General features: G+C 62.1%; 8 protein-coding genes and 1 pseudogene. 5 read left to right on the top strand and 4 right to left on the bottom strand.

Translation table 11 applies throughout. The features are described 5' to 3' along the window. The 4 genes and pseudogenes from HX846_RS20505 to HX846_RS20490 form a co-directional block, all read right to left on the bottom strand. Window positions 1–1,859, bottom strand: a pseudogene (locus HX846_RS20505) (efflux RND transporter permease subunit); the annotation flags it as partial. A gap of 1 nt (window position 1,860) precedes the next feature. After that, window positions 1,861–3,000: an efflux RND transporter periplasmic adaptor subunit gene (locus tag HX846_RS20500; RefSeq protein ID WP_087694509.1), complete on the bottom strand. Its 1,140-nt coding sequence runs from the start codon at window positions 2,998–3,000 to the stop codon at window positions 1,861–1,863. A gap of 64 nt (window positions 3,001–3,064) precedes the next feature. Then, complete coding sequence (locus tag HX846_RS20495; protein WP_087694510.1) at window positions 3,065–4,480, bottom strand: diaminobutyrate--2-oxoglutarate transaminase; 1,416 nt, start codon at window positions 4,478–4,480, stop codon at window positions 3,065–3,067. Window positions 4,481–4,597: 117 nt separating this feature from the next. Next, window positions 4,598–6,658 carry a TonB-dependent receptor gene (locus HX846_RS20490; RefSeq protein ID WP_087694511.1) on the bottom strand — a complete coding sequence of 687 codons (2,061 nt, stop codon included), beginning with the start codon at window positions 6,656–6,658 and terminating at the stop codon, window positions 4,598–4,600. 306 nt (window positions 6,659–6,964) lie between these two features. Here HX846_RS20490 and HX846_RS20485 point away from each other — a divergent pair, with 306 nt between their 5' ends. The 5 genes from HX846_RS20485 to HX846_RS20465 all read left to right on the top strand — a co-directional run. After that, window positions 6,965–7,894: a TauD/TfdA family dioxygenase gene (locus HX846_RS20485; protein ID WP_218231846.1), complete on the top strand. Its 930-nt coding sequence runs from the start codon at window positions 6,965–6,967 to the stop codon at window positions 7,892–7,894. An 8-nt stretch (window positions 7,895–7,902) separates the two neighbouring features. Then, the gene (locus tag HX846_RS20480) at window positions 7,903–11,274 is read left to right on the top strand and encodes a condensation domain-containing protein (RefSeq protein WP_106803963.1); all 3,372 of its coding nucleotides are present in this window, start codon (window positions 7,903–7,905) and stop codon (window positions 11,272–11,274) included. Window positions 11,275–11,291: 17 nt separating this feature from the next. Beyond that, window positions 11,292–12,338 (top strand): TauD/TfdA family dioxygenase, encoded by a 1,047-nt coding sequence (locus tag HX846_RS20475; protein WP_178965992.1) that lies wholly within the window; start codon window positions 11,292–11,294, stop codon window positions 12,336–12,338. Between the two features lie 35 nt (window positions 12,339–12,373). After that, window positions 12,374–15,385, top strand: coding sequence for an amino acid adenylation domain-containing protein (locus tag HX846_RS20470; RefSeq protein ID WP_178965991.1), 3,012 nt, complete (start codon window positions 12,374–12,376; stop codon window positions 15,383–15,385). A gap of 46 nt (window positions 15,386–15,431) precedes the next feature. Then, on the top strand, window positions 15,432–16,658 hold a 1,227-nt coding region (locus HX846_RS20465), incomplete at its 3' end, for a condensation domain-containing protein (protein WP_256739844.1).

Below are 16,658 nucleotides of genomic sequence, written 5' to 3'. Positions count from 1 at the left end.
GGGTTGCGCGCTGTGCCACGGCGCGACTGGCCTGGTCGGCCCCGCGAACCGACCAGTCCTTGAGGCTGATATACGACAAGGCGGCATTGGCTCCCTCGCCGGAAAAGCTGAAGCCCAGAATGCTCAGCACCTGTTGGGTGGCCGGTTGTGCCAGGGCATATTGCTCCCACGCGTTCACCGTCACTTCGGTACGCGCTGCGGAGGCCGCTGGAGGCAACTGGATATCGGTGACGGTGTAGCCCTGGTCCTCACTGGGAATGAAGGAGGATGGCAAGCGGTGGTAGGCAAACACCAGCACCGCCAGCAACAACAGGTACAGACACACGCTGCGAGTGCCCCGCTGCACCCAGCTGCCGGCGATGCGCTCATAGTGTGCAGTCAACCTGTCAAAGTGTCGGTTGAACCCATTCAGCCGCTGTGCCGGATCAAAAGGCTTGAGCAATGCCGCACAGAGCGCCGGCGTCAGGGTCAGCGCGAGGAACCCGGAGAAAAGAATCGATACCGACAATACCAGGGCGAACTGCTGGTAGATCACGCCCACCGAACCNNATCTGGCCCATGGCCTTGCGGGTCGCGTCTTGGGGTGACAGGCGCTCCTGGTTGATCAAGCGCTCGACGTTTTCCACCACGACAATGGCGTCGTCCACCAGCATGCCGATGGCCAGGACCATGCCGAACAGGGTCATCATATTGATGGAAAAGCCCAACACCCCCATTACTGCGAGCGTGCCCGACAGGCATACCGGCACGACCACCGCCGGAATCAAGGTGTAGCGCAGCTTTTGCAAGAACAGCCACATCACCAGGAATACCAGCACCATGGCTTCGATCAAGGTGTAGACGACCTGCTTGATCGCGGCCTGGACAAAGGGCGCCGTATCGTACGGCACGCTAAAGCGCATGTTGCTCGGCAGGGTGCTCGACAGGTGGTCCAGACGCGCCTTGACTGCCTGCGCGGTCTGCAACGCATTGCCACCCGGCGCGAGTTGCACCGACATGGCCGCCACGGGCTTGCCGTTCAGACGGGCATCGAAGCGGTAGTCCTGGCGCCCCAGTTCCACCCGCGCCACATCGTGAATTCGCACACTGGCGCCGTCGTCATTGGCACGCAGCACAATATTGCCAAACGCCTCCACCGACTCCAACTGGCCCTGAACCATGACGGTAGCGGTAATCTGCTGGTCCACCGGCCCCGGGCGTTCACCCATGCTGCCGGCCGGCACCTGAACGTTCTGCGCCGCGATGGCTTTGCTCACATCCGCCATCGACAGGCCATAACCCACCAGCTTCGCCGGGTCGACCCAAATACGCATGGCGCGCTCGGCGGTATACATCTGCACGCGGCCGACGCCGGCCACACGACGAATTTCGTTATTCACTGCGCGGGCAGCAAAATCGGCCAGGCCGACCGAATCCTGCTGTTCGTCGGTGTACGAAAGGGCATAAATCATCAGAAAGTTGGCGCGCACCTGCTCGACTTTCAAGCCCTGCTCGATCACCGCTTGGGGCAAGCGCCCCACCACCCGTTGCAAACGGTTTTGCACATCAATCTGCGCGCGGTCCGGGTCAGTGCCCGGTTTAAAGGTGACGGTGGTGTCTGCACTGCCATTGGCACTGGTGGACTCGTAGTACAGCAAGTCAGGCAGGCCGTTGAGTTCTTCTTCCAGCAGGCTGGTGACGTTGAGGTTGATGATCTGCGCCGAGGCACCCGGGTAGCTGGCACTGACGCTGATTTGTGGCGGCGCAACGTCGGGGTATTGGCTGACGGGCAAACGGCCGAGCGTCAGCGCACCCGCCAGCACGACAAACAACGCGATGACCCAGGCGAAATTCGGACGATCAATGAAGAAGTCGGCCATCTCAGTCTGCGGCCTGTCGCGCAGCCAGAGCAACAACGCTGACCTTGCTACCGGCGCTGAGCTTGTCGACCCGCTCCACCACCACCCGCTCACCTGCCTTCAGGCCTTGAGTGATCTGCCAGTCGGGACCGAGCATCGCGCCGGTGCTGACGATGCGCTCCTGCACCACGCCTTGGGCGTCGACCAGCATCAGCCGGGCCTGCCCGTCAGTGCCGCGCTGCACCGCCTGCTGCGGCACGAACATCGCCTGTGGGTCCACCCCGGCCGGTGCCACTACCCTGACGTACATGCCAGGCAGCAGCACGTTATCGGGGTTGGGAAACTCACCGCGCAAAGTGACTTGGCCGGTACTGCGGTCTACGGAGATATCTGAGAACAACAGCTTGCCCGCGCGGGTCTGCATCGGGTTGCCGACCTGCAACGAGACCTGGGCCGCGCCCTCCCCGGTCAACACCAGGCGGCCGTTGGCGACGGCTTGGCGCAGCGCCACGACCTGTTCGGCGGGCTGGGTGAAGTCGGCGTAGATCGGGTCCAGTTGTTGAATCCGTGCCATCTGTGTGGCCTCGTCCTGGCCGACCAGTGCGCCTTCGCTGACCAGCGCACGGCCTATGCGGCCACTGATCGACGCACGCACCTGGCAGTAGTCCAAATTGAGTTGCGCGGTGGCCCGGTCGGCCTCTGCGGCCAGGCGGTCGGCCTTGGCGCGTTTGAGATCGGCCATCGCGTCATCAAATAATTGCGGGCTGACCGCATTGATCTCGACCAGTTGCGTATAGCGCTGCACATGGGCGTTGGCGCGATAGACATCCGCCTCGGCCCTGGCCAGGTCACCTTCAACTCGCATTAACTTGGCCTTGAGCGGCGCCGGGTCGATGCTGAACAGCAACTGGCCCGCCTTGACGTCACTGCCTTCGACAAAATGCCGCGCCAGCACCACCCCGGCGACCCGTGCGCGCACTTCTGCGACGCGCACCGGCTCAATGCGGCCCGGTAATTCGGCAGTCATGGCGAAGGCGCGGGGTTGTACGGTCAGGGTCTTGACCTGCGGCGGCAGCGTCTTGGAAGCAACGGGCAGCGGCCTAACATCGCAGCCGCCCAGGGTCAGCGCAGCAAACAGCAGTGTCGATACAGCCTTGTGCATGTGTCGTCCTTTCGCTGAAAAATGCGCCCTTCCATTCCCTTGGCAGGCACCGGGCATGGCTCGATCAGGGCCGCGTGGTGATCGCGTGGGCAGCCTGGAACAGGATTTGCGCAACAAAATCGATTTCTTGCTCGGTGATGATCAACGGCGGCAGGAAGCGCACCGTTGCTCCATGACGCCCACCCAGCTCGACGATCAACCCATGCTTGAGGCACGCTTGCTGGAAAGCCTTGGCCCGCGCAGTGTCCACCGGTGGGTGCCCTTGTACATCAGATACCCCGTGCGGGTCGACGATTTCCATGCCGAGCATCAGGCCGCGACCGCGAACGTCACCGACCCAGGCGAATTCACTCTGCAGCGCCTGCAAGTGTTTGCGCAAGTGCGCGCCGACGGTCTCGGCGTGCGCCACCAGGTCATTGTCGCGAATGAAGCGCAAGGTCGCCGTACCGGCCGCCATCGCCAACTGATTGCCACGGAAGGTGCCGGCGTGCGCGCCGGGCTGCCAGACATCCAGCGAATCGTTATAGACCATGACCGATAACGGCAAGCCACCACCGATGGCCTTGGACAGGGTGATCACATCCGGGGTAATGCCCGATTGCTCGAAGCCGAACATACGGCCACTGCGAGCAATGCCGCATTGGATTTCGTCGACAATCAGCGGGATACCGTGGGCGCGGGTCAAGCGTCGCAGTTCCTGCAACCAGCGATCCGGCGCGGCAATCACCCCACCTTCGCCCTGGATCGGCTCAAGAATCATCGCGGCCGGTAAGGTGACGCCGCTTTCCGGGTCGTTGAGCAGGTGTTCCAGGTAGCGCACATTCAGGGTCACGCCTTGATCGCCGGCGACACCAAACGGACAGCGGTAATCATGCGGGTACGGTAGGCGTTGCACGCCCGGCATCAACGCGCCGAGGGCATTTTTTGGGGACAGGTTGCCGCTGATGGCCAAGGTGCCGAGGGTCATGCCGTGATAGGCGCCTTCGAAGGCCAGCACCGAATGGCGCCCGGTCGCGGTGCGCGTCAATTTGAGTGCAGCTTCCACCGCATCGGCCCCACTGGGGCCGCAAAACTGGATGCGGGCATTGCGTGCAAAGTCGGGCGGCAGGCAGCCGAAGACTTCCTGAACGAAAGCGTCCTTGACCGGCGTCATCAGGTCCAGCGTGTGCATCGGCACACCGGCGGCCATCAGTTGTGTGATTGCTTCGATAATCACCGGGTGATTGTGGCCCAGCGCCAGGGTTCCGGCACCCGCCAGGCAATCGACAAACACTTGCCCGCGACTGTCCTGTACGTAAATCCCATGGGCGCGTTCAAGCACCAGCGGGATGCGTCGTGGGTAGCTGCGGGCGTTGGATTCTTGCTGTTGCTGGCGCTCGAGTATCGGCGTCAGGTCCAGGCAGTAAGGTTGGGACAGCCCAGTGTGCAACAGGCGTAGCTGTTGCGCACCACCGGTTGTGGCATTCGAAAAAGCGTTCATGAGGTCCTCCATGGAGGCTGGGTTTGGAAGCAAGCAGCGCTGCCTGGACACGAACGCGCCAGGCAGCAAAAGTCTTGAAACCAGACGCAGGGAATGCGCACCCCTGCGCCCATCGACTTACATGTCGTAACGCAGTACCAGGCCGAATGTGCGCGGGGCGCCCACATCGATGATGTCGCCGATGCGGTTGCTGGTGACGTATTCCTTGCCGAAGGCGTTTTTCAGGTAGCCGGACACGGCGACGTTCTTGGTCACCTTGTACTCGGTGCTGAAGTTGGTCAGGACGTAGTTGTCACTGCGGCGCACTTTGCTCACGTTGCCGTTGGCGTCAAATTCGAAGTCAGACGGCGCGGTGCTCTGGTAAGTGAGGTCGGTGTTGAGGGTCAAGCGATCGTTCCAACGGTAGGTACCGCCCACAGACATCTTGTATTTCGGCGAGTACAGGAACGGCTGGCCGCTGCGGTCAAGGCCGTCACCGGTATTGAAGTCCTTGTACTTGGCGTCGGTGATGGCACCGCCGATGTTCAAGGTCAACTGCTCACCGAAGTCTTTCTCGACGCTGACTTCCAGGCCCTTGATGTCACTGCGACCGGCGTTGTAGACGAGGAAGAAATCACCCGACGGGTCAAGCACGCTGACCTGCTGGTCTTTCCAGTCGGTGTAGTACAGGTTGGCACGTGCGCGCAGGCTCTTCTCGAGGAACGAACCCCGGTACGACAGCTCGTAGTTGGTGGTGTATTCCGGATCGTAAGCCTGGTGACCGCCACCGGCTCGCACGTTGACGCCACCCCCACGGTAGCCTTTCTGCACCATGAAACCGACGTACTGGTCGGGGATGAATTGATAGTCGACGCCCAGTTTCGGCAACAGCGCGTGGAAGGTCTTCTTGACCTTGCCAGGGCTGGAGAAGTCATCCTGCTCGATGTCGGTATCGTTGGTTTCGTAGTCGTAGCGCAGGCCGGTGATCAGGGTCCAGTTCGGCGCGAAATCCCAGTCCACTTCACCGAACAACGCGGCGTTGTTGATATCGACATCGCCCTTGGCGGCGCCGCGCTGAACGTTATTGAACAGCAGGCGGTCGTGGAAGCTGTTGGTGGTACGGCCGTAGTACACACCGCCGAAACTGCGGATGGTGTCGGACGTATAGCCCAAACGCAGTTCCTGGCTGAACATGTCGCCGGCCTGGTTACGCAGGATTTCGTTATTCACCGTGGCGGTCTGGTCGAAGTCCTTGCGCGCCGTATAGGACGAATGGGTGTAAGTGGTCAGGTTGGTCAGCGTCCAGGCCTCGTTGAGGCGCCAGTCGATCTTCGCGCTCACCGTATCCTGGTTAAGGTTGTCGTAGGCCTTGGTGTTCGAGGCAATCTTGTAATACTGGACCTTGTCGCCGATGCGGGTGATCGAGTTGTCGCCCTGGCGGTGTTCGTTGTGCGCGTAGGTCAGCAGCACGTCAGTGTCATCGTTCGGCGTGATCAACAACTTGCCGCGGTAGTTGCTGGTGCGGTGCGGGTTGGCATCGTCGTGGTTAGTGGTGTTGCGGATATAACCGTCGCCGTCCTGAGTGTCGATGGCGATACGGCCGGCGATCTTGTCGTCGACGATCGAGCCACCGCCAGCCACGGCCACGCCGCGTTCACCGTAGTTGCCGATGTTGGTTTGGGCGGAGAAGGACGGTTCAAAGGTCGGGTTCTTGGTCTGAATTACTACCGCACCAGCCAGGGAGTTGCGACCTTGGGTGGTGGACTGCGGGCCAAGGAAAACCTCGACCTGCTCCGTGTCCCACAGGCCGATCGGGCTTAGCGTCAGCGCACGGTTGGGTTGTTGCGCGCCATCGACATACACCGACACTGCGCCGTTCAGCGTCGCCGGGCCCTGGTCATCGAAACCGGACACCGGCACACCACGGATACCCCAGTTTTCGTTGCCCGCCTGGTTGTACACACCCGGTGTACGGGCAAACACGTCGATCAGGTTGTGATCGGCTTTGTCGCGCAGTTGCTGTTCCGTCACAACGGCGACGCTCGACTGGGTCTGCTCAAGTGTGCGGTTGATTTTTTCACCAGTGACGGTGATCGGCGCAATCTCCACCGCCGAGGTTTGATCCTCCGCCCATGCACTGTTCAACAGGCACATAGCAGACCCTACCGCCAACGCAAGTGTATTAATTTTGTAATTCACGCCCCGCTCCCCTACCGCAGTTATTTGTATTTTTATCCGTTGGCAAATCGCTGTTTTTCCCCAGCGGGGCCGGAGTCTAGACGAAAAAAAATATTAAAGGAATATTATTGATAATCCATCTCATTAACACCTAGTATGACCACATGTAACGAGATATAAGCATTTCGTTGCAAAGCTTCATCGAGGCCACTGCCCAGTTTTCACGGCCTGCTGTCACGTCGCTACAGAGCCAAAAAAAACAAACAGGATGTGCAAAGGATGACTTCAATCGAACACCCGAACGGACGTTCGGAGCCTGTTTCAATCATGGATCAAGCCCCTGGCGCAGCCGTTCTGCCAAGGCGCGTGCAAGCCAGCCCGGGCCAGTCGATCCATGCGCTCGAACAGTCGATCCGCGACAGCCTCGACGACAGCTTGCGTACGGCGGGCGGTGTGCTGTTTCGCGGCTTCAATGTCGCCACGCCCATCGACTTCAAGCGTTTCGCCGCCAGCTTCGGCGCGCCATTGGCCAGCTACGAATTCGGCTCCACCCCGCGCAGCAAAGTGTTCGCCGGGGTCTACAGTTCGACGGAATACCCGGCTCACCAATTCATCCCCCTGCACAACGAACAGGCCTATACCCGGCCCTGGCCTGCGCGCATCTGGTTCCACTGCATCAAGGCCAGTGAAACCGGCGGCGAAACGCCGATTTGCGATAGCCGCCTGATCTACCAGCGCATGCCGGCCGAGATTCGCGAAGCGTTCGCCAGCCGTGAGCTGCTCTATGTGCGCAATTACAGCGGCGCCCTCGATCTGCCCTGGCAAAAGGTGTTCAACACCGAAGACCGCGCCCAGGTCGAGCGCTACTGCCAGGACAACAACATCGAGTGGGAATGGAAAGCTGACGGCGACCTGCGCACCCGCCAGCGCTGCGCCGCCGTGCTGCAGCACCCCGAGACCGGTGAGTGGGTCTGGTTCAATCAGGCGCACCTGTTCCACGTCTCGGCCATTGAACCCGGTGTGCGTGCCAGCCTGCTGGCGGCCGTCGGTGAAGAGAACCTGCCGCGCCATGTGTATTTCGGTGACGGCTCGGCGATCCCCGATGCGATGCTCGATACGGTGCGTGCGGTCTATGACCAGACCGCCGTCAGCTTCCCCTGGGAGCCCGGCGACATCCTGATGCTCGACAACCGACTGGTCGCCCACGGGCGCAATCCTTATACCGGTGACCGTAAAGTCATCGTGGCCATGGCGTAAATCCCACCATGTTTGCATTCAATCACTGGATCGAAGTGCTGGAGGCTAACGCCCTGCACTTCCCACAGCGTGCTGCCTTGCACTTCCTGCCCGACGGCGTCGAGATCGGCGAAACCCTGACGTTTGCCCAATTGCACGAGCAGTCGCAATCCCTGGCCGCCGCCTTGCAGGCGCGTTGCAGCCCAGGCGACCGCGTGCTGTTGATGCTGCCCAGCAGCCTCGACTACGCCCGAGCGTTCTGCGCTTGCTTATATGCCGGGCTGATCGCCGTGCCGTTGTTCCCGCCGCCGTCGCGTAAACCGCGGCATCTGGACCGTGTGCGCAATGTGGTGATCGACGCGCAGCCAGCGCTGATCCTCACGCCGCTGGAACATTGCGACAGTCTGCGCGAACTGGTGGAAAACCGCGTCGAGGTGTTGACCGTCAAAGACCTCGGCACACCGGCGCCCAGCCAGTGGCAACGGCCGTCGGTCAATGGCGCTACCGTCGCGTTCCTGCAATACACCTCGGGCTCGACCGGCACGCCCAAAGGCGTCGAAGTGCGCCAGCGCAACCTGATCGCCAACGTCGAATTGATGCGCCAGGCCTACGGTTTCGATGAGCACGGCGCCATGGTCAACTGGCTGCCGCTGTACCACGACATGGGCCTGATCGGCGGCGTACTCGCCCCGCTCTACAGCGGCATGCCGTGCTACCTGATGGCCTCGCAAACCTTCGTGAATGCACCGTCCACCTGGCTGCAGGCCTTGAGCCGCTACCGCGCGACCGCGAGTTTCGCGCCGAACTTTGCCTATGCCCTGTGTCACCGCGTCGTCAGCGACAACCTTATCGCCCAGCTCGATTTGAGCGCCTGGCAGCATGCAATCAACGGCGCCGAACCGATCCACCCCGGCACGCTCGACGCCTTCACCCAACGCTTTGCCGCGTGCGGTCTCAACCCCTTGGCCATCAGCCCCGGTTACGGCCAGGCCGAAGCCACGTTGTGCGTCAGCGCAACACCTGCGAACAAGCTGCCGGTGGTGTTGCGCCTGGACAAAAGCGTACTGGAAACCGGCCAGGTCACCCTGGCGTCCGGCGACGCTGCTGCGGTTGAATTTGTCGCCTGTGGCTACCCGCAAGCGCTTCACGCTGTCGCCATCGCGGACCCGAACACCCACGAACGCTGCGCCGCGGACCGCATCGGTGAAGTCTGGCTGCAAGGCCCGAGCAACGCCGAGGCCTACTGGAAAAACCCCGAAGCCAGCCGCTACGCGTTTGAGGCGCAAATAGTCGGTGAACCCGGCCATTACCTGCGCTCCGGTGACCTGGGTTTCATGCATGAAGGTCAGATCGTCATCTGCGGGCGCCTCAAAGACCTGCTGATACTCAACGGTCGCAACCTTTACCCCCACGATATCGAGTTTGCGATCACTGACAGCGAGCCGGGCATCCGCACCGGGCGCATCGCCGCCTTCTCGCAGATGGACCCGCTGCTGGGCCGCGAGAAACTAGTGATCGTTGCCGAACCGCAGCGCAAGTTCGTTGACCCGGCGCATCACCCGGCGCTGTTCGCGTCGATGCAAACCGCCGTGCGTGAAGCGGCCGACTGCGGTATCGACCAGATTGTGCTGGTGCAAGCCGGCACCATTCCGATGACCACCAGCGGCAAGATCGCCCGTCAAGGCGCACGTAGCCAACTGGCGGCCGGCACCTTGAGCATCATCGCCCAGAGCGGCGGGCAAGCAAGCGCGCCGGTGGAACGGATCGAGGCCGAGCAATTGCGTGAGCAACCGAGCCTGTCTGCCTGCCGTCAGTGGTTGGAGCAGGTCTTGCACGAGGTCAATCCGTACCTCACGGTCGACGTTGAACTCAGCCTGATCGGATTGGGGCTGGACTCCATCGGCATCGCCGATTTTGCCGCCCGCCTTTACCGCGACCTGGGTTGGAACCTCGACACCCAGAGCCTGTTCGGCGAACAAAGCCTGGCCGAATGGGCGCAGGCGCTGCGGGTGTACCTCGGCACGCCAATGCCCATTGCCAGCCCCGAATCAGACGCGACTACTCACCATAGCCGCCAATCCTTCGCCCAGCGCCGCCTGTGGTTCCTGCATCAATTGAACCCGCAGGACACCCACCACAACCTGGTATTGCAACTGAAGCTGCACGGCCCATTGGATAAGGCGCTGTTGTCGCAACGGCTCAGTGCCCTGGTCGAGCGCCACAGCGTGCTGCGCACGATCTACCACGATAGCGTTGATGGCCCGCAGCAACAGGTGCTGGCGGCCAGCAACGTGCCGTTGATCCTCCACGATCATCTAGCGGACTGCCTGGCCCAGGAGCACGCGACCCCGATCGACCTCAAGCAAGGCCCACTGCTGCGCGCCCACCTGATCAGCCACGATCACCAGCACGATCTGCTGCTGACCCTGCACCACATCGCCTTCGATGGCCGTTCCGCGCAACTGCTACTGGCTGAATTGTCGACTCAGGCCACCGATGACGCACCGCAGCAGTACCTCGAATTCGCCCGCTGGGAAGCCGCGCACTGGACAGCTCAACGCATCGCTACCCACCAGGACTTCTGGCGCGAACACCTGGCCGATATGCCGCAAACCCTGGAGCTGGGCGGCAGCGGCACCACACACACCGAACACAGCGTGAATTTCAGCCTGCCCCAAGCCACATGCGACACCCTGGCCGGTGTCGCCCGTGAACAGGGCATGACGCTGTTCATGCTGCTATTGGCGAGCTATCAACTGGTGCTCAAGCAATTGAGCGGCCAGCAACGTTTCCTGCTGGGTACGGATGTGAGCGGCCGCCCGCTGGCCGCGCACAACGAGATGATCGGTTTCTTCGTCAACCAGTTGACCCTGCGCTGCGAGGTCGGCGAGGACGGCACGCTGGCCGATTTTTTCGCGCACGTGCGTGATCAGACCCGCCTGGCGTATGCCCACCAAGACCTGCCGTTCGATCTGGTCGTCGCGGCGCTGGCGCCAACACGCCGCCCCGGCCATTCACCGCTGTTCCAGGTCAAGCTCAACTATCAACCTTCGCGAGTCGAGCCAACCACTCTTGCCGGGGCGCAGCTGACGGCTGTGGACGTCGCGCAGGCGCCGGGAGACTTCCATTTGGTGCTCGACTTGGTGCATGCCAGCCACGGCATCGACGCCACGCTCAAATACCGCGGGGAATACTTCGATCAGGCACGCGCCGAACGCCTGCAACACTTGTGGACGCGCCTGCTCGACGAAGCTCGCGACCTGCTGGATGAGCCGCTGACTGCATTGGCCCAACGCATCGACACCTGGGATCAGGCTTTGCGCAATGAACGCCAGCAATCCCAAGCCCTCGCCGGTCGCAGCCAGTTGCTGCAAACCAAACGTCGCTCACTGACCCTTTGATCAAGGTGGATGCTTGTATGCCTATCGTGCCCCCAGCCGCACGCACACTGGGGGGTGTGCGCCGCAAAGCCATGAACGTCGCTCCCCAGCAACTGGTCAGCGAGCGCCTGCTCAGCCCCGATCACGCCTTGCCGCTGGTCATCGAGCCGGCAGTCAACGGTGTCGACCTGGTGGCCTGGGCCACCGGCGAACGCGAAGCCCTGGAACAGAAACTGCTGCAATACGGCGCCCTGCTGTTCCGCGGTTTCGACGTCGCATCGGTGGAACACTTCGATCAGGTCATCGCTGCGATGTCGCCCGGCGCGCTGGAATACATGTTCCGCGCCTCACCGCGTACGCGGGTCGGCGGCAATATCTATACCTCGACCGACTACCCGGCCGACCAGATGATTTTCCCGCATAACGAACATTCCTATTCGCCGCGTTTCCCGCTGCGGCTGTTCTTTTATTGCCAACTGCCGTCCGAGACCGGTGGTGAAACGCCGATCGGCTCAACCCGCGCGGTCAAGGCCAGGATCAGCGCCGACATCGAAGCGCGCTTTCGTGAAAAAGGCGTGCTCTACGTGCGCAATTACGGCGACGGTTTCGGCCTGCCGTGGCAAAGCGTGTTCCAGTCCGCCGACCGCAGCGAAGTCGAAGCCTACTGCGCCAGCGTCGGCATCGAAGTGGAATGGAAAGAAAACAACCGCCTGCGCACCCGCCAACGCGGCCCGGCGGTGGTGCGTCACCCGCGTACCGGCGAAGAGGTCTGGTTCAACCACGCGACCTTTTTTCACATCAGCACCCTGCCGCCGGCCCTGCGCGATTCGCTGCAAAGCAACTTCAACGACCTCGACCTGCCGACCAACACCTTCTATGGCGACGGCGCACCGATCGAGCCAGAGGTGCTGGAGTCGCTGCGCGCCGCCTACCTGGATTCACTGGTGCGTTTCTCCTGGCAACAAGGCGACGTGCTGTTTATCGACAACATGCTCGCGGTGCACGGTCGTGAACCCTTTACCGGCAACCGCGCAATCATGACCGGCATGGCCGAGGCCTTGCTGTCCAGCGACGTGGCTGTCTGACCGCTATCCACCCCTTTTTTGCAGTTGAGTTGAACATGAACGGACTTCAAGGCTTTCGAATCTCACCGCAACAGGCGTCGCTCTACCCGCACCTCAACGACGCACCCGAACACACGTTCAGTTGCCAACTGCAATGGACGATCGACCAGGCGGTAGACGCCGACACCCTCACCCAGCGCCTGCAAGCAATGGCCAGCGGCAGCGAGATCCTGCGTACACAACTGACACCGGTGCCCGGCCTGCGCCACCCGGTGCAAGTGATTCATGACGAGGCCGCGCTGACCGTCGCGACCAAGGACCTGCGCCACCTCAGCCCGGCAGACCAGCGCGTTGCCCTGACCACCCTTGACTGGGTTGCGCCACTGACCGTAACGCTGGTGCAGTTGACCGAGGGGCACGTACTGCACCTGGCCGCAGCGAGCAGTCATCTTGACCTCACCAGCCTGAAACTGCTGGCAATTGCCCTGCTGCAAGACACCCCGCCGGACCTGTCCGAAACCCTGCAATACGCCGATTACGCCGAGTGGCGCTGGAGCCTTGCCGAAGACGAGCCCGAGCACCCCGGCGCGCTGTTCTGGAAGCCTTCGGCTGACAGCGAACAGCCCAGCTTGCAGCTGTCGCTGGAAACACCCCGTTCCGGTGGCTTCAGCCCGGAACGTATCGACATCAACCTGCCCGTCCACCCGGCATTGACTTGCGAGCTGATGCTGGCGGCCTGGGCCGTGCTGCTCGGTCGTCTGTCTGGCCAACAGCAGGTGCCGATCACCCTGATCCATGCCAGTCGCGGCCCGGAACTCGACAGCGCCTTGGGCCTGTTCGAGCAAACCCTGCCCGTGCGCATCGATCTGCAAGCCCAGGCGACCTTGCTGGAACAAAGCCGCCAGATCAACGCCGTGATCGAGCATGCCGCAGGCTGGCAGGACTATTACACCCACGAGTTGAAGGGCGGTTATGCCTACGCCTGGCGAGCCAGTGATGCGCGCCAACGCGACGCCAGCGCGGTGATGAACCCGGCCAAGGCGTGCCTGCAAGTCCACCAAGGCGCCGACCAGCTCGACGCACAGCTCATCTACGATCGCAACCTGCTAAGCCACGAGGTTGCCGCTTGTATGGCCGAGCAATGGGCGCAGTTACTGCAATCGGCTCTGGCCGCACCGCAACAACCCTGGGCGCACCTGTCCATGAGCGGGCCGCAGCAAGCGCACATCATCGCCAGCCAGGCGCAATCGCCGGTGATTGAAGCGGTGACCCTGGTAGAACTGATTGCTCGCCAAGTGCAGCAACAGCCAACAGCCATCGCCCTCAGCGACCAGCACGGCGAGTTGAGCTACGCGCAACTGGAAGCAAGCTCTGCACACTTGGCACACCAACTGGTCGCTGCCGGCATCGGTGCCGGTGTGCCGGTCGGTATTCTGTTCCCACGCAGCAACGCCGCGATTGTCGCCATGCTTGCCGTGTTGAAGGCCGGTGGCGCTTATGTGCCGATCGATCCGAGCTACCCGCTGGACCGCCGCGCCTACATGCTCGCCGACAGTGCCATCGCGCACATCGTCGTCAACCCGGAGTTGGCCGACAGCGTCCCATTCGGCCTGCAAAGCTTTGTGCTGGACGACCTGCACGCCTCCAACACCCTGCCGCCATTGCCGCTACCCCGCGCCGACAGCCTCGCGTACCTGATCTACACCTCCGGCTCCACCGGCGCACCGAAAGCCGTCGAAATCACTCACGCGGCCTTGAGCTATTCCACCCAGGTACGCATGGCGGCGTATGAGGCGCCCATGAGCGCATACCTGTTGCTGTCCTCGTTTGCCTTCGACAGCTCCGTGGCCGGTATCTTCTGGACCCTCGCCCAAGGTGGCCGCCTGGTATTGCCGGCACCCGGCGAAGAACTGGACATGCCTCGCCTGGCGCACTTGATCGCCCAGCACCGCGTCAGCCACGGCCTGTCGTTGCCCTCGTTGTATCAAGCGCTGCTGGATCAACTTAGCAGCGTTGCCAGCCTGCAATGCTGGATCGTCGCCGGTGAAGCCTGCCCGCCACACCTGATCGCCCAGCACAGCAACACCCTGCCCCACGCGCTGTTGGTCAACGAATACGGTCCCACTGAGGCGACCGTGTGGGCGACTTACGATGTGCTCAGCCCCGACCGCGCATTAACCATCGGCCGCCCGATTGCCGGCATGGACCTGCGCGTCTTGAATGAACACGACATCGTCAGCGCCATCGGTGAACCGGGTGAAATCGTGCTCGCTGGGCCGACCCTGGCCCGCGGTTATCGCAATAAGCCTGAGGAAACCGCCAAGGCTTTTGTCACCCTGGCCGACGGTACCCGCGCCTACCGCACAGGTGACCTGGCGTGCTGGCTCGCCGACGGGCGCCTGGCGTTCCTGGGGCGCAAGGACCACCAGGTCAAGTTGCGCGGCTATCGCATTGAACTCGGCGAGATCGAGCGTCAATTGTGCAGCCATAGTGACGTGCGCGAAGCCGCTGTGATCGTGCAGGACCAGCCCGCGGGCAAGCGCCTGGTCGCCTACGTCCTCGCCGCCCATGGCTACGCGCCGGATTCGGAAGCACTCAAGCGCTACCTCGGCGAGCGACTGCCGGCGTACATGGTGCCAACGCGGGTGCTGACATTATCAGCCTTCCCCCGTACCCCCAACGGCAAACTCGATGCCCGCCAGCTGCCCGACCCGGACCAGTTCGACCACAGCGCCTATGTCGCCCCGCGTACGCCAATGGAAACCACGCTACACGCCATCGTCGCCAAGGTCTTGAAGCTCGACAACGTCAGTGTCACCGAGAGTTTCTTTGCCATGGGCGGCGACTCAATCCTTAGCCTGCAAGTGGTGGCCCAGGCCCACGAACAAGGTGTTGCCCTGTCGGCCAAGCATGTATTCGAACATCAGACCATCGCGGCCATGGCCGACGTCGCGCAGCCGCTGGAGGCCCGTCACGTCGAACCCGAAAGTGCCGAGTTCAGTGCCTCCGGCATGTCGCAAGACGAGCTTAACGCGTTGATGGCCGAGCTCAACGACGCCGACCTGTAACCGCCGCGCGTATCGCCGTTGCCCCTTTTTCTGCAGGACGTTTTGAATGACCACCGACAAGACCACCAGCAATCCGATCGAAGATGTCTACCCGCTGTCACCGCTGCAACAGGGGATGTTGTTCCACTCCCTGCTGCATGAAGACTCCGGCGTTTATTTGATGCAGGATCGCTACCGCATCGGTGGGGCTATTGATGAAGGCGCATTCCTTGAGTCCTGGCGTCAAGTCGTGGCATTGCACCCCTCGCTACGTGCCAGCTTCCAGTGGAAAACCCAGAAGCAACCGGTGCAGGTGATTCACCGCGAGGTCAAGGTGCCGCTGGACACCCTCGATTTGCGCGGCCTGGCGCCCCATGAGCAGGAAGCGCGGATTCGCGGTGTGCTCGAAGATGAGCAGAAAATCGGCTTCAACCTGTCCAAGCCACCGCTGATTCGCTTCCGCCTGGTGCGCCTGGCGGATGAGTCCTATGAGTTCATTCGCAGCTTTCACCATATCTTGATGGATGCCTGGTGCATTTCCCTGGTGACCGTGGACTTTCTCAAGGTCTACGAGGCGCTGTGCAACGACCGTACGCCACAGATCAAAAGCCCACGCCCGTTTCGTGACTACATTCAATGGCTGCAACGCCAGGACGCAGGCAAAGCCGAGCAGTTCTGGCGCGGTCAGTTGCGCGGGCTCAACGCACCAACGCCGCTGACCGTGGACAACGGCGTGAGCCGCGACCGCTACACCGACGCGGTGCTGGTGGCCGACCAGTTGATCCATCTGAGCGAGGACGAAACCCAGGCCCTGGCGACCTTCTGCCGTCACCGCCGGATCACCCCCAATACGTTTTTCCAGGGTGTCTGGTCATTGCTGTTGTCACGCTACAGCGGTCAGCGTGACGTGGTCTTCGGCGTTACCGTGGCGGGGCGTCCCGCTGAGTTGACCGGCGTCGCCGAGATGATTGGCCTGTTCATCAACACCCTGCCACTGCGGGTCAGCGTCGATCCGCAGGCGACGCTGGGCGACTGGCTCAGCGCGTTGCAGGGACTGAACGTCGAGATGCGCGACTACGAGCACACGCCGCTGACCGACATTCAGGGTTGGAGCGACTTCCCCCGTGGCGAAACCTTGTTTGACAGCATCCTGGTGTTTGAAAACGCGCCGATCGATGAACAGATTCTGGACGGCGGTTTTGAGTTCAGCCTCGACGGCATGGACCACAGCGTGCACACCCACTACGGCTTGACCGTAGTGATTCTGCCCGGCGAGCAACTGGGCATTCGCGTG

This window comes from Pseudomonas sp. K5002, from assembly GCF_013386655.1.
Lineage (GTDB): Bacteria > Pseudomonadota > Gammaproteobacteria > Pseudomonadales > Pseudomonadaceae > Aquipseudomonas.
Note: the sequence above shows the minus strand (reverse complement) of the source record. Positions and strands in the feature narration are given on the sequence as shown.